The sequence below is a fragment of the Mesotoga sp. H07.pep.5.3 genome (assembly GCF_002752615.1).
GTDB classification, from domain to species: domain Bacteria; phylum Thermotogota; class Thermotogae; order Petrotogales; family Kosmotogaceae; genus Mesotoga; species Mesotoga prima.
On sequence record NZ_AYTV01000012.1, the window covers coordinates 783,973 to 797,487 of the forward strand.

Annotated in this window: 11 protein-coding genes; 7 read left to right on the forward strand and 4 right to left on the reverse strand. The window is 45.3% G+C overall.

What is annotated here, in order from left to right:
* Positions 1-223: 223 nt before the first annotated feature.
* The 7 genes from V513_RS07495 (at position 224) to V513_RS07535 (ending at position 10,123) form a co-directional block, all read left to right on the forward strand.
* Positions 224-1,231: a sugar ABC transporter substrate-binding protein gene (locus tag V513_RS07495; protein WP_099772208.1), complete on the forward strand. Its 1,008-nt coding sequence runs from the start codon at positions 224-226 to the stop codon at positions 1,229-1,231.
* A gap of 80 nt (positions 1,232-1,311) precedes the next feature.
* Positions 1,312-2,802, forward strand: coding sequence for a sugar ABC transporter ATP-binding protein (locus tag V513_RS07500; RefSeq protein ID WP_099772209.1), 1,491 nt, complete (start codon positions 1,312-1,314; stop codon positions 2,800-2,802).
* Positions 2,803-2,825: 23 nt separating this feature from the next.
* Positions 2,826-3,851 carry an ABC transporter permease gene (locus V513_RS07505; protein ID WP_099772210.1) on the forward strand — a complete coding sequence of 342 codons (1,026 nt, stop codon included), beginning with the start codon at positions 2,826-2,828 and terminating at the stop codon, positions 3,849-3,851.
* Positions 3,848-4,780, forward strand: a complete 933-nt coding sequence (locus tag V513_RS07510) for a sugar phosphate isomerase/epimerase family protein (protein ID WP_099772211.1) — start codon at positions 3,848-3,850, stop codon at positions 4,778-4,780. Before V513_RS07505 ends, V513_RS07510 begins: the two co-directional genes overlap by 4 nt.
* A gap of 15 nt (positions 4,781-4,795) precedes the next feature.
* Positions 4,796-5,665, forward strand: a complete 870-nt coding sequence (locus V513_RS07515; RefSeq protein ID WP_014730741.1) for a sugar phosphate isomerase/epimerase family protein — start codon at positions 4,796-4,798, stop codon at positions 5,663-5,665.
* A gap of 3,045 nt (positions 5,666-8,710) precedes the next feature.
* Entirely contained in the window at positions 8,711-9,445 is a 735-nt protein-coding gene (locus tag V513_RS07530; protein ID WP_099772214.1) for a cytochrome c biogenesis CcdA family protein, read from the forward strand.
* 3 nt (positions 9,446-9,448) lie between these two features.
* Positions 9,449-10,123 (forward strand): thioredoxin family protein, encoded by a 675-nt coding sequence (locus V513_RS07535; protein ID WP_099772215.1) that lies wholly within the window; start codon positions 9,449-9,451, stop codon positions 10,121-10,123.
* On the opposite strand, the gene V513_RS07540 is transcribed toward V513_RS07535, so the two are convergent.
* From V513_RS07540 to V513_RS07555, 4 genes are read right to left on the reverse strand one after another with little or no spacing between them, the layout of a single operon-like run.
* Positions 10,107-10,667 (reverse strand): macro domain-containing protein, encoded by a 561-nt coding sequence (locus V513_RS07540; RefSeq protein ID WP_014730744.1) that lies wholly within the window; start codon positions 10,665-10,667, stop codon positions 10,107-10,109. The genes V513_RS07535 and V513_RS07540 overlap by 17 nt on opposite strands.
* Positions 10,664-11,977, reverse strand: coding sequence for a replication-associated recombination protein A (locus V513_RS07545; RefSeq protein ID WP_099772216.1), 1,314 nt, complete (start codon positions 11,975-11,977; stop codon positions 10,664-10,666). Before V513_RS07545 ends, V513_RS07540 begins: the two co-directional genes overlap by 4 nt.
* A complete protein-coding gene (locus tag V513_RS07550; protein WP_099772217.1) occupies positions 11,940-12,884 on the reverse strand; it encodes an SDR family oxidoreductase in 945 nt (314 codons plus the stop codon). Before V513_RS07550 ends, V513_RS07545 begins: the two co-directional genes overlap by 38 nt.
* 9 nt (positions 12,885-12,893) lie before the next feature.
* The gene (locus tag V513_RS07555; RefSeq protein ID WP_099772218.1) at positions 12,894-13,511 is read right to left on the reverse strand and encodes a uracil-DNA glycosylase; all 618 of its coding nucleotides are present in this window, start codon (positions 13,509-13,511) and stop codon (positions 12,894-12,896) included.
* Between the last annotated feature and the right edge of the window lie 4 nt (positions 13,512-13,515).

Below are 13,515 nucleotides of genomic sequence, written 5' to 3' on the forward strand. Positions count from 1 at the left end.
TGAATAATTTCTTGCCGAAAACAAATAATATCTTCAGAAACAGTTCGAAATAACCAGAAAGAGAGACAATGAAACCAAAATTCGACTGGAGTCTTCCATAATAGTCTCAAGTCAAATGTGAGGAGTCTATAATGGAATTTATCTGCAGCCTATGGAACTGTATAATTGTTTTGATTTTCGATTCAGATTTCGCAACTCAGATTCAAAAAAGGGAGGAAGAACTATGAGACATGTAAGGCGTTCGGTGATGCTTCTGGTCATTCTTGCTATTGTCCTGGGAGGAGAAGCTCTTTTTGCAGGATTGACGTATGGTTATGTAACACCGGGACCGGACACTTGGTACCGGAAAGATGTTGAAGGCTTCGAGTATGCAGCAAGTCTAGTAGGCGCGCAGGTTGTTGTACTAAACTCCGACTACGATACAGAGAAAGAGATTACCAATATAAACACACTCATCAATATGGGTGTCGATGGAATGTGTGTTTTCTCTTTCAATCCTAACGGAGCTTTCATTGCTGCCAGGGAAGCCGCGAGAGCAGGAATACCTCTAGTTGTGACTGATAATGTGGGTCAGGTCCTCCAGTCAGATGATGATATTGTTGCTTGTATTGACTTCGACTGGGAAGGAATGGGAGTGAACATTGCAAACTACATTGCGGAGAATTACCCGGGCGAGAATATTGCGTGCATAATGGGTCTCTTCGAACACGTTCCGGTGCAAATGTTCAGAAACACTTTTGAACCAAAGGTCAAAGAACTTGGTAAGAATGAAATTGTTGCAATCAGGGACGGGCAGTACACTCCAACGGTTGCAGTCGATCAGGCTCAGGATTTGATCGAGTCCGGCTACGAATTCTCTAACCTCTTTATCTTCAACGAAGAGATGGCGGCGGCAGTAGTTAGAATGCTAAAGACAAGAGGCCTTCTCAACAACCCGATCAGAGTAATAACCACAAACGGTGCTCCGTACGGAATAGAGCTGATCAAAGAAGGAAGCATCGATTACTCGATCTCGACTTCACCGGGATGGGAAGGATTTGTTTCATTCCTCGCTCTTCATGCATATACGCAGGGAGTGATAACGGATCTGAACCAGCAGATTCTCCTTCCAAATACGCCGATAACCCCCGAGACTATCGATGACAAGACCAAGGTAGTTCCATGGGATATCGACCCAGTCTGGATCGATCTGACAAGAGAGTATTTCCCGCAGTACAATTCACTCTATTAATTACGAAGATCAATAAGAGGGGATGAGAGTGGGAACTCTTCATCCCCTTTCTGTTAATTCCATGGTAAAGGTGAGAAAATATGCAGAGTGAAGCGTTAGTGGAAATGGAAGATGTCACGAAAGTATACGGGATGCACAGAGCGCTTGATGAAGTGTCATTCGATCTCTTCCCGGGAGAAGTCCATTGCCTTGTCGGAGAAAACGGTGCCGGGAAATCAACATTGATTAAAATCCTCTCAGGAGCAATCTCGCCAGAGGCAGGTATCATCAAAATCGACGGCAAGGTAGTTGAAGAGCTAAACCCGCGTCAATCTATAGAAATGGGAATTGCTACAATATATCAGGATGCCGAACTTGTAGACTCCCTGACCGTTGCTGATAACGTCTATCTCGGTAATGAAATCACCGGAAGAATACCTTTTGTAATCGACAGTAAAAGTCAGATGAAAAAAGTAAACGAGATCATAGCGGCGTTGAAAATGCATCTGCCAACTGGCGCTCTTGTTGAAGAACTCTCCGCCTCTCAGAAGCAGATGCTTCAAATAGTTAAGGCCCTGTATAGAGATGCAAGGGTTTTAATAATGGACGAACCAACCAGTTCCCTGGGAATGGATGAAACCAAGGCCCTAATGAATATTGTAAGGAATCTGAGAGAACGGGGAATCGGGATAATCTATATATCTCATTACCTTGAAGAGATCTTCGAAATCGGCGATAGAGTAACAGTTCTCAAGGATGGAAAGAGCATGGGAACCTCCTCGCTAGAAAGCGTAACTGTGGAAGAGATTATTAGAAAAATGGTTGGAAGGGACGCGTCGCTTTTCTATACTAGAAGAAAAGTCGATATTGGAGAAGTTTCACTAGAAGTTAAGAACATCAGCAGATGGGGAATCGTCAATGATGTGAGCTTCGATGTGCGAAAAGGAGAGGTATTCGGTATAGGTGGCCTTGTGGGATCGGGAAGAAGTGAACTCGTTAACATTCTTTTTGGAGCGGACAAAGCAGACTCAGGGGAGATTCTACTTAACGGGAAGAAGCTCAGAATCAGGTCTCCACAAGATGCTATAAGACAGGGAATTGCTCTCATAACTGAAGACAGGAAGAAGTTGGCAATGCTTGGAGGAAGGGATGTTGTGGAGAACACAGCCTTGGTGCACAGTGAGAATTTCAGAGGCTTCCTTCTCAATTTGAAGGAGGAGGAAGATGTAACGGATGAGATTGTCAACAAGCTTTCGGTTGCAGTCCAAGACAGATCGCAGAAGATTGAAGAGCTTTCGGGTGGAAATCAGCAGAAGGTGATTATTGGTCGCTGGTTGATAGACGATTCGGATGTCTACATATTTGATGAACCAACTAAGGGCGTTGATATTGGAGCAAGAGAGCAGATTTATGAATTGATTGTTGAGCTTGCAGAACGGGGCAAATGCATTATCATGATCTCCTCCGATATGCCCGAACTTCTGTCGATGAGTGACAGAATAGGTGTAATGAGAAACGGAAGAATGGTAGAGATCGTAAAGAACGATAATATTGAAGAAGAAGATATGATAAGGCGCTTCATAGGAGTTTAGATCTCGCAGGAGGAATAAAAAGAATGAGTAATAGCGACGTTTCATTTGAGGGAAGAAAGACTCTTACGAGAAAGAGAACCTCAATTCTGAAAAGCCAGTGGTTTTATCTTTTGGTTGCAGAAATTGTTATTGCTGTCATTACTGGATTGGTTAATCCAAGGTTTTTCTCGACGAGTAACATAATGAATGTTCTCGAACAGATAGCAGTTCTTGGCGTTGTTTCATCGGGAATGACGCTTCTGATAATCTCTGGGGAAATCGATATCTCTGTTGGAGCCAACATAGGGTTATCATCTGTAGTTATGGCAATGATTATAAAAGCCGGTCAGCCATATCTGATTGCCATAATTGCGGGCATTGCGCTAGCAGTTTTCAATAGCCTTTTGGTGGGAATAACTGCGAGAGCTTTCAAAGCGCCATCTTTTATTACTTCTCTTGCATTTATAAGCGTCTTCCAAGGAGTAGCTCTTGCAATAACCAAAGGTACCTTCCAGACAATCTATGGAAAATTCGAGTTCATTGGGACATACAGGCTTTGGGAAATAGTCCCGTTGAGTTTTCTAATCAGTATAGCCGCCTACATCGTCATGCATTTCTTGCTTTCATACACAAAACTTGGAAGGCGCACTTATGCGGTTGGAAGCAATCCTTCAGCGGCATATCTTTCAGGTATTTCCGTCAACAAAGCCAAACTCAGTGCCTTTGCGTTGAATGGCTTGTTCATTGGAGTTGCTGCGATGGTTTTGCTTTCAAGAATTGGGGCGGCCCAACCTTCAACCGGCAGCGGTATTGAACTAAAGGCGATCGGCGCCGTTGTAATTGGGGGCACACCGCTCGCAGGAGGTAAAGGTAGAATAATTGGAACGTTCTTCGGTGTGCTTCTCATGGGTATCATTTCGAACTCTTTGAATATGCTTCGCGTTAACCCTTACTTCCAGACTGTGACTTTTGGCCTACTGATCATCGCATCGCTTGCGGTAAGCGTTCTGAGTTCTTACAGGAAGAAGGAAAAGATAAAACCTCATTCCCCTAAGGAGGAGAACCGATGAAGCCGCAAAACTTCGTTGTGATTAATCGAGAAATCGAAAGACGCTTTGTTGAAGAAAAGAAGAAGAACCCCGATAGGTTCGAACGCAAGCTCTCACTCTCTTGGAGCATCTGGATGTTCGGCACCGAGCCGATTGAAGACTCTCTCAGGAGACTACAGAATAATGGTTTGGAGTATGTAGAGATAAAGGGTGATACATCAATTCCTCGAGAGAGAATGAAACATGCCCTTGTGAGCTTCGGACTAAAAGTCTCTGGTGCATGCGGGATGTTTTCGCCTGAAAGGGATCTTTCAAGTCTAAGTCCCGATTACCAGAAGAACGCCATCGATTATATCCGAGAAGTCTCTCGCTACGTTTCAGATATTGGAGGGACCTACATGATAGTCGTTCCTGGAGCTGTTGGTAGGCCCAAAGCAGTTGACAATTTTGAAATGGAGAGAAGCGCGGCGGCTTTGAAGAAGTGTGCGATCATCTTCAAGGAGACTGGCGTAAAACCTGCGATCGAGCCAATAAGGTCGGCCGAAGTCAGTATAGTGCACACCATTGATGAGGCACTTGAATATCTTCGATTTGTAAACGAGCCTTCCATTGGCTTTGTCAATGGGGATATCTACCACATGTTAAATGGCGAGCGGCACGTCGGCGAAGCCATTTTGAAGTGCGGAGAAAAACTTCTGAACCTCCACATCGCGGACAGTAACAGGGATGCCCCGGGAAAGGGGCAAATCGATATTGACACGGCCATAATGGCTGCCTATCTTGTGGGAATGAACCGAGAGGGTAGATTCATAACATTTGAGCCTCTTGGTCCTTACCCCGACCCCTACGTTCTCTCAACTGGGCCATGCGATATCGATCTTATGGACAGGTTGGTTAGGGAATCTGTAGACTATTTCAGGGAACGTGAAGAAGTAGTACGTTCTCTTTGATCAGGAGGAATAAAAATGAAGATCGGATTTCATACAGACGCATTCAATTCTGCCGTGTTTAGTTTCGAGAAGGCACTTCAGTGGGCTCAGAAGAACGACGTTCACTATATTGAGCCGGGGATAATAGACGGTGTATCGTGGATTCACGGTCTCGGATACTTTCCACATATTTCTCTTTCAGAAGATCCTCTTAAGACAAAGCTGAAACTCCAAGAGTACGGTGTCCGCTTCTCGCAGATAGATTCCGCATTTCCTCTCTCTGGAAATGAGGGCTTCTACAACGGTGTTCCGTATGTTCTAAAATCGATCCCTTGGGCTAAACTGGCTGGCTGCGAAAACATTGCAACTACTGACGGGCTGAAGAAGCCGCTGGGATTCAGTGAAGATGAGGCCCTAGAGCTAATGAAGAGGGCCTACCGCATAATAGTTGAGACAGCGGAATTGTATGAAATAAACATCAACATCGAAGTACACGGCTACTTCACTACGAATCCGGATCTCCTCGATAAAATGCTTAACTTTGTTCAAAGCGATAGGCTCGGTTTGAACCTCGATACAGGGAACAGTTTCATTGCTGGTCAAGATCCGGTAGCCTTTTGCGGTAGATTCATAGACAAGATCAAACATGTACATATTAAGGATGTCTCGAAAGACCTCGCAGATGCCATGAGAGGAAAGGATACTGGAATCGGAATTAGTCACTCTGCAATCGGCGATGGAGTCAACGCCGATAACATTAAAACTATCATCGCCATGTTAAGAGATTACGGTTACAATGGAACTCTAAGTATGGAGTGCGAGGGTATGGGTGGACCACTGATTGAAAGATCGCTTCAATGGTTGAGAAAAACACTTGAGGAGCTTGGCATTGAAGAAGAGAAGTGAAGCATCCCCCCGTTAAATCTTGATGGAGGGCGAGTTTGTCTCCATGAATTCGTCTTTTATATACGAAAATCCTAGATAGTTTTTCATTTTATTGCAAAGATGCAACTCTCTTTTAGAGAGCATTCAGTTACCTGTTTATCTATAATTCTACAATTATAACTGTCTCAAATCTTAATTGCCTCAGTTTCTTAGCAGATGGGGCTTCGTTACATGAAGTCCCATCTGTTGTGATTTGGAGCTTCAAGAGTTCTCTTTTTGGGACTTCAGACTAGTTTCAATTCAACCAGCAGCAAACATTGTCAAAAACATTTCGATAATGGCCATCCCGGAACGATGTAGATCCAATTTCTTCCCTTCAACCACAGTCTCATAAACTGTAAAATCGGATTCCAGTCACATGCAAACGCCTCAGCTAAAAGTCTTATTAGAGCGTTTCCTGGTCATCAAACCAACCCGTCAAAGCTCCTGCAACATGAGATATTCTCATTTTTTTGAGCCTCCCCCAAAATGCATTTGGTTGAAGCTCCTGCTAAGGGCTACTTTTCGGAACTCCTTTTCAGGATCCTGCGCAAAACCTTGCACTTAGAAACCGTTATACGCCTGAGAGGAAAAACCCGCTGATCGTTGGGAAGAGCCATCCTTTGTCTTGTCCAAGATCGGAGACCCGTCCTAAGAGATTAAGGGCAGAAGCGATGACTCCGGCAGGAGGCGAGACCAACTTCGTCAGAACGCCCTTCGACCCCCAATGGTTGGACAAGAGGTCAGAGAATCACGGTTTTACGATCTGAATGGGAGCCTCATTGTTTAGTTTTTTGGATAAGATCAAAACCAAGATCCCGAAACAAGTTCGGGATGACAGAGTGAGGAACTTCCAAAAGCCGATGTCGGAATAACTTCCTCAGTTGCATTGAAACCCTGAATTGATTGCCGGTTCTCTTCACGAGACCCGAGACTCCATACTCGATACCCTGTTTTTGGGGCTCCGTAATCTGAACTTGGTTCAGAATCTTTCTCCTGAAGTTCTATCGAACCCGCTAACTGCAACCCATAGGCATGGTATTTCTAAGCCCGGATCCCGAAACAAGTTCGGGATGACAGTGTGTGGGACCTCCTGAAGATGCTACCTGAATAACTGTCTCAGCATCATACGTGGAGATACCAAGACGGTGAGTTCTTTTCTTCTCGAGAAAGAACGCATTTGAGACGTTCGCTTCGCTCACGAGAAGACGAGAATTCTCGCATATCTTCAATCTCTCTCTTTCTCTCTTTTTTTCTCTCCTCTTCTCGCTCTTTCGTGAAAAAAGGAGTCCCTTTTTTGCGTGACAAGTATCAAGTCAGGTTGACCGCCTAAGGGTATTGCGAATACATCATTTTTCGTCTGAACTTGTTTCAGCATCTAGGTCTTGAGAGCCGCTGTTCGCTGCAAAGAGTCGTCCTTTGTTGCCCGTCAAAGATCATGGACCCGTGTTTCGTCAAGACCCAGGACCCTGAAATGAATTCAGATGACAGCATAAGGCAATTTCGAATCCGGAAAATCCCGTCATTCTGAACTTGGTTCAGAATCTTTCTCCTGAAGTTCTATCGAACCCGCTAACTGCAATCCATAGGCATGGTATTTCTAAGCCCGTATCCCGAAACAAGTTCGGGATGACAGAGTGAGAAACTTCCCAAAGCCGATGCCAGGATAACTACCTCAGTTGCATTGAAACCCTGAATTGATTGCCGGTTCTCTTCACGAGACCCGAGACTCCATACTCGATACCCTGTTTTTTTGGGGCTCCTTAATCTCAACTTGTTTCAGAATCTTTCTCCTGAAGTTCTATCGAACCCGCTAACTGCAACCCATAGGCATGGTATTTCTAAGCCCGGATCCCGAAACAAGTTCGGGATGACAGAGTGAGGAACTTCCAAAAGCCGATGTTGGGATAACTTCCTCAGTTGCATTGAAACCCTGAATTGATTGCCGGTTCTCTTCACGAGACCCGAGACTCCATACTCGATACCCTGTTTTTGGGGCTCCGTAATCTGAACTTGTTTCAGAATCTTTCTCCTAGAGCTCTATAGAACCCGCTTCCTGCCATCCATACTTATGGCTTACTAAAGCCTAGATCCTGAAATAAATTCAGGATGACACGTTAGGTAATTTCGAATACAAAAGATTCCGTCATGAACTCGTTTTAGCATCACGATTTAAGAGCTGCCGGACGCTCAAGAACGAAGACCCGCTAATCGCTGGGAAGAGCCGTCGTTCGTTGCGCGTCAAAGATCATGGACGCGTCCTTCTTCATGACCAAAGACCGGGATTCTGACACGAGCTTCGTCAGAATAATAACATGTGGCGCTTTTTCAATAACCTGGACAGTGATCCCGTAGTGTCTCCATCTAAATCCACTCACTTTGTCATCCCGTAGAGCCTGCCCTGAAAATTACCCGTTCAGGGATCCTGTACGAGATCTCACCCTTCAAGACCCTATCGTATATTTCTTATCGGAGAACGGAGAACCGATAACGGATAACTCTTTTTTTTAACTTCCATCGTGAAACTTGTAACTGTTGGTCTTTTTCGCGAGAGACAGGATCCTGACCAAGAGCATTGTCAGGATGACGTGAAGGGGTGTCATTTCTTAGGCTTGCTTTGGGAGACGCACGGCAAAATCTAGCGACTTCGTTCTTAGTGTCCCCTCCCGCCATCCCGTAGTGCTCCTGCATGGGCCGAGACCGGAGCGGAGACTCAGGAAATAGCCGAGGTTGTCATCCCGTAGAGCCTGCCCTGAAAATTACCCGTTCAGGGATCCTGTACAGGATCTCGCTCTTCAAGGCCCTATCCGTATCCACTGCGGAGAACGGTGGACGGTGGACGGATAACCGCTTTTCTGAATAAGTGGCATCTTTTCAGTTGCAATCGGACTTGCCAACAAATCAAGGCCACGTTTTTGCACTCTCTCACGTAAAATGGAAATGTGCTCTTCAAGCAAGCAGGAGTTCACAAAGACGTTATTTGCAGGCGCAAGGGAAATAGTTTATACTATACCCGGGAGGGGTAATATGAATGAATTGACCGCAGTAGCAACCGGAACTCTAGGTGTGTCACCAATGATAAGTCCAATCGTTACAACAAGCGTCACTTACGGTAGTGCCTTTCTGGGAGGTTTACTTTCTTTCTTCTCGCCCTGCATACTTCCTCTGATTCCAGTTTTCTTCGGTGTACTTATGGGTGGGGCGGCCGATGCAAAAGCTCGGTTTATCAGGGGAGTGTTCTTCACTCTTGGGATGTCTATCTTTTTCTTCATACTTGGTATAGGAGCGACCGGACTCGGAACCTTCATCAGGCAGAATGAAGTGCTGATGAACATAATATCTGGAGGTCTCTTCGTCCTGTTTGCTTTCCTGTATCTCTTTGAGATAGGCATGAAGGGAGTAAACTTGAACGTATGGAAATTTGGCGGTTCTGCTGTAAGCGGCTTCATACTTGGAGCAGTTCTTGGTCTCGTTTGGGTGCCTTGCGCCGGTCCGATCCTTGGTTCCATTCTGGTTCTTGCAGCCAATCAATCGGCAGTTGCCGAGGGCGGGCTTATGCTTCTTGTCTATTCGTTGGGTTTGAGTATACCCTTCCTGACGCTAAGCGGATTGGTGGCAAAGCTAACTTCAAAGCTCTCTTTTGGAGGAGAAAGCAAATGGAGAAAAGTGATCAGAGTATCTGTCTTCGCTGTTCTCCTAGCAGCCGGATTGTTGACAATGACAGGAAACCTTAACTTACTACAGTTTGCAACGGGAGGTTGATTTATGAAGAAAGTTGTTTTTCTACTAGTTTTACTTCTACCAGGAATAATATTCTCGTATGTTGGAATGCTAGATGATTTCGACACAGCGCTTAAACTAGCCAAGATAGAAGATAAGGAAGCTATCGTAATGTTCTCGGATACCAGCTGCGTTTACTGTGTGAAGTTTGTGAAGGAAACTCTCGCAGATGAAACCGTTCAGGATCTTCTGAAAGCAGGTTTCGTTTTCTCCCAGATATACAAAAGCAATCCGGGGAAGGCCTCTTATGTTGTCGGAGAGGAATGGAGAGAGATGTCATACGGTGAGCTCTATGCTTATTTTCAGATCAGGGGCACACCTACATTTTGGTTCTTCACAAGCGAAAACGCATTATTGACTAACCTGCCAGGTTACGTTCCCGCGAAGGACTTCACGACTATACTTCGGTTCCTTGGCGAGAGAGCGTACGAGACAACAACCTTTGAAGATTATCGAAGCAAAGAATCTACTTTCATGGGAGAACCGAAGATCGTGCGTGTAAGTGAAGAGGATTATAACTATGTTCTCCAGAACGACCCGATTGCCAGGGAATACAAGGATCAAGAGGTCGACAAATTCACGGTCTGGTTGACGAAAGATGAGTCGACTGCCGAATCCCTGCTGGAAGAGGGAGTCTTCAGAGTCATTCTATTGAACTGAAAAAATCGAGGGCAATTGACAGAAACTCGTCGTAAGCCTTTCTGTCGAGAAGGCACATTTTTATAAGCCTCAGAGATGAAGACTTGTTTTGCGAAAAGTGATCCATTACTGACTTTAGGAATTGCTCTGCGCAAATAGACACCGGAACACCAAAAATACCAGTTGAGATCGCCGGAGTGGCAAGTGTAACAGCAGTCATTTCGGCGGCTTTTTTTAGGACGTTTGCAAATGAACAGTAAAGCTTGGATTCAAGATCTAGTTCTCCGTACTGAGGACCAAAAACGTGAATTATCTTCTTTGCGAGCAGATTTCCAGCGCCCGTTACCGCGACTTCAGAGGTCTTCAGAGGGCCATTCTTTCTAACGTAGGCATCGCTCTCGAGCTGAATCTCTTTTCCTCCAGCCCTGACTAATGCTCCAGCAACACCCCCTCCATGCCTCAAATAACTATTTGCGGCATTGACGATTACGTCTACCTCCTGTTCCGTTATATCGGATATTTCGAGCTGAATGACTCTACCTTCTCTAAGAATGAAACTCTTCATTCTTCCTCCGGATAGTTCTTCATGCCCTTCCATAACGATCTGAGCCTTTCAAAAAGGAATTTCTCTTTGCCACTGTTTCCTGGAACATAGAATACTTCCTCCTTTATCGGTTCCGGCAGATAATACTCACGGGAAAACCCTCCGGAGTTGTGCGGATAATTGTAGCCTTTACCATAGCCCAACTCCTTCATCATCTTAGTAACTGGATTTCTTAGTTTTAGAGGGATTTCTAGATTCGGGGTAGTCTTTACCTTTTCTTGTGCCTTCACCATGGCCAAATAAGTTCTGTTGCTTTTGGTCGCGACTGAAAGATAGATTGCCGCTTCAGATAGGTTCAGAATGCATTCAGGCAAGCCGACATTATTCACTGCCTGAAAGGCCGCGTTTGCTATCACCAGGGCCATGGGATCGGAGAGGCCAATATCTTCTGAGGAGAAGATCACCATTCTTCTGGCGATGAACTTAGGATCCTCACCGCCCTCTAGCATCCTTAACATGTAGTACAGAGCCGCATCGGGATCGCTTCCCCTAAGGCTCTTGATGAATGCAGAGACGATGTCATAATGCTCTTCGCCCTTCTTTGTATAACGACCCGCAGGCAGGACAGACAGTTCATTCATGACTTCAAGGTCGAGAACGGGTTTGTCTAGAGCAGCGGCACTCTCGACAAGGGTATCGAGAAGATTGAGGGCAATTCTTGCATCTCCACCACTACTTTGCGCGATTACTTCAATTACCTCCCCGTCAACAGTAACTCCGGACTTCTTGAGGATAAGATCCTTTTCCAGTGCCTTATTTAGAAGCGCCGAAATATCTGAGTCCTTCAAACCCTTAAGAATCACCAGCCTACAGCGAGATAGAAGGGCGGGATTGACTTCGAAGCTGGGATTTTCTGTAGTCGCTCCAATGAGGATAATGATTCCCTTTTCAGTTACGGGAAGAAAGACATCCTGCTGGCTCTTGTTAAGTCGATGAATCTCGTCAACAAAAAGCACCAGCTGTTGCCCAACTCTCTTCAGTCTCTCCCCATGGGCAAAATGCTTCTTAAGATCTGCCGTTCCCTGTAGGCTTGCGCTGAAAAACTCGAAATGATAATCGTTCCCCAGCTTCGATCTGATGATTTCGCCTATCGTTGTTTTTCCCGTGCCGGGAGGCCCATACAGGATCATTGAAAAGAGCTTGCCGCTGTCGACTGCTCCGCGGATTATTCCCTTTTTTCCCGTCAAATGCTCCTGACCTACAATGTCGTCGAACTCTTTCGGTCTCAGTCTCTCACTGAGAGGAGTCCAGTCCGTTTCTGAAATACTCAATTGTCTCCTTAAGCCCCCTTTCAAGCTGAGTAGAAGGTTCCCATCCAAGCAAGGATCTCGCCCTTTCTATGTTGAGAATTGATTTCTTAACATCACCCGGTCGTGGTTCCTTATGCACGGCTTCTCTTGAATAACCGGCGATCGGCTTCATTATGTCAAACAACTCGTTTACCGATGTGCCAATTCCGGTTCCGATGTTTATCACAGTGTTTTCGCATTTCTCGATCGCCAGAAGATTCGCCCTTGCAACGTCGCCAACGTACACATAATCTCTAACGCATTCTCCATCCCCGAAGATTACGACCTCTTGATTACGGAGCATTTTCTCTGAGAAAATTGCTACGACTCCGGCCTCTCCGTAGGGATCCTGACGGGGCCCATATACATTTGCGTATCTCAAAGCAGTGTATTTGATGCCAAACTCACTCGAAAAGAATCTGAGATAGTTCTCCGTTGCGTACTTTGCAATTCCATACGGTGATAAGGGTTTCGGCAGTTCCTCTTCATCTGTAGGAATTCTTTTCACATCGTCACCGTAAATCGCTCCACCAGTTGAAGAGAAGATCACTTTTTTCACACCGTATTTTGCCGCGATTTTCAGAAGCCTCAAAGAACCGATGATATTTACCATCGCATCTTCTTCAGGTTCTCTCACAGATCTAGAGACGCTTATTTGAGCTGCGAGATGAAAGAGAACTGTAGGCTTGTGAAGCATAAATACCCTTTCCATCATCTCCTGATCGGTGATGTCCTGCTCGTAAAAAAGCGCCCTGGGATCAAGGTTCTCTATCTTACCGCTCGAAAGATTGTCTACTACGACTGGTACTTTTCCAGATGAAATCAGGTGATCAACGATATGCGAGCCAATGAATCCCGCTCCTCCAGTAACTAGGTAATTTTCTGCCATTCTATCCTCCTAAATGTCAATATTTTTGCCAGAGAGTAATTGATCGTACATCTTTCTAACATTTTGAATGTCCTCCCAGGTAAGGCTTTTTGGTGATCCAGGAGCCCTCGATGCATTTCTGAGAAGATAACTAGGGTGAAACATAGCAAAGACCTTAATTCCGCCGATCCAGTCGAAAATCCGTCCCCTGACCTTTGTTATCTGAATTCCCTCTTCATTCACAAAATATGAAAGTGCCGTGGCTCCGAGGGCAACGATAAGCTTCGGCCTTATTATTGCTAGTTGAGAGAGCAAGTATGGCGAACAGGCTCTCTGTTCCTCCGCAGTCGGAACTCTGTTCTTAGGAGGTCTGCACTTTACGATATTTGTTATGAAAATGTCTTCTCTCGAAAGTTTCACTGACTCCAGAATCTTTGTTAGCAACTCACCGGCTCTGCCGACAAAGGGCCTGCCTGAAGCATCTTCATCGGCCCCGGGACCTTCACCCACAAAAACAACGGGAGTCTCAATTGAACCTTCACCGGGAACTGTGTTGGTTCTCGATGAGCTCAAAGGACATAGACTACAGTCACTTATCTTTGAATTGAGTTCCAGAAGAAGCTCTTTCCTCTTTACATAGTCAGTCAACAGT